At 59.6% G+C, this 2,142-nt stretch carries 1 pseudogene; it reads left to right on the forward strand.

The window, feature by feature from the left end:
* Positions 1–2,142, forward strand: a pseudogene (locus AC0IM9_RS20370) (hypothetical protein); the annotation flags it as partial.

Genomic DNA, 2,142 nt, shown 5'->3' on the forward strand with positions numbered 1-2,142 from the left:
ACCACTACAACGGCGACTTCAACACCATCAAAAACAACCTGAACAACTGCATCGACGCCATCAGCAACATGGTGGCGGAAGCCGCCGCCCTGGAAAAAGCCGCGATCGAAGGCCGCCTGGCCACCCGCGCCGACGCCAGCCAATACCAAGGCGACTACCGCAAAATCGTCCAGGGCGTCAACAATACCCTGGATGCGGTGATCGGGCCGTTGAACGTGGCGGCCGACTATGTCGACAAGATATCCCGCGGTGCCATCCCGGCCAAGATTACCGATAACTACAACGGCGACTTCAACGTCATCAAGAACAACCTCAACACCTGTATCGATGCCGTCAACGCGTTGGTGGCCGACGCCAACCTGCTGGCGCAGGCGGCGGTGGAAGGCAAGCTGTCGACCCGCGCCGATGCCAGCAAGCATCAGGGCGATTTCCAAAAAGTCGTGCAAGGCGTCAACAATACTCTGGATGCGGTGATCGGCCCGCTCAACGTCGCGGCCGACTATGTCGACAACATCTCGCGCGGCGCCATCCCGGCCAAAATCACCGACAGTTATAACGGCGATTTCAATACCATCAAAAATAACCTGAACAACTGTATCGACGCGATCAGTAACATGGTGGCGGAAGCGGCGGCGCTGGAAAAGGCGGCGATCGAGGGCCGTCTGGCCACCCGCGCCGATGCCAGCCAATACCAAGGCGATTACCGGAAAATCGTCCAAGGCGTCAACAATACCCTGGATGCGGTGATCGGGCCGTTGAACGTGGCGGCCGACTATGTCGACAAGATCTCCCGCGGTGCCATCCCGGCCAAGATTACCGATAACTACAACGGCGACTTCAACGTCATCAAGAACAACCTCAACACCTGTATCGATGCCGTCAACGCGTTGGTGGCCGACGCCAACCTGCTGGCGCAGGCGGCGGTGGAAGGCAAGCTGTCGACCCGCGCCGATGCCAGCAAGCATCAGGGCGATTTCCAAAAAGTCGTGCAAGGCGTCAACAATACTCTGGATGCGGTGATCGGCCCGCTCAACGTCGCGGCCGACTATGTCGACAACATCTCGCGCGGTGCCATCCCGGCCAAAATCAGCGACCACTACAACGGCGACTTCAACACCATCAAAAACAACCTGAACAACTGCATCGACGCCATCAGCAACATGGTGGCGGAAGCCGCCGCCCTGGAAAAAGCCGCGATCGAAGGCCGCCTGGCCACCCGCGCCGACGCCAGCCAATACCAAGGCGACTACCGCAAAATCGTCCAAGGCGTAAACAACACCCTGGATGCCGTGATCGGCCCGCTCAACGTGGCGGCGGACTACGTCGACAAAATCTCGCGCGGCGCCATCCCGGCCAAAATCACGGACAGCTACAACGGCGACTTCAACGTCATCAAAAACAACCTCAACACCTGTATTGATGCGGTGAACGCCCTGGTGGCGGACGCCAACCTGCTGGCGCAAGCGGCAGTGGAAGGCAAACTGTCGACCCGAGCCGACGCCAGCAAACACCAAGGCGACTTCCGCAAAGTGGTGGAAGGCGTCAACCACACCCTGGACGCCGTGATCGGCCCGCTCAACGTTGCTGCCGACTACGTCGACAACATCGCCAAAGGCGCCATCCCGGCCAAAATCAGCGACCACTACAACGGCGACTTCAACACCATCAAAAACAACCTGAACAACTGCATCGACGCCATCAGCAACATGGTGGCGGAAGCCGCCGCCCTGGAAAAAGCCGCGATCGAAGGCCGCCTGGCCACCCGTGCCGACGCCAGCCAATACCAAGGCGACTACCGCAAAATCGTCCAAGGCGTAAACAACACCCTGGATGCCGTGATCGGCCCGCTCAACGTGGCGGCGGACTACGTCGACAAAATCTCGCGCGGCGCCATCCCGGCCAAAATCACGGACAGCTACAACGGCGACTTCAACGTCATCAAAAACAACCTCAACACCTGTATTGATGCGGTGAACGCCCTGGTGGCGGACGCCAACCTGCTGGCGCAAGCGGCAGTGGAAGGCAAACTGTCGACCCGGGCCGACGCCAGCAAACACCAAGGCGACTTCCGCAAAATCGTCCAAGGCGTCAACGAAACCCTGGACGGCGTGATCCTGCCGCTGAACGAAGCGGTCGAAGTGC

Source organism: Methylomonas sp. Uni0011 (assembly GCF_056850255.1).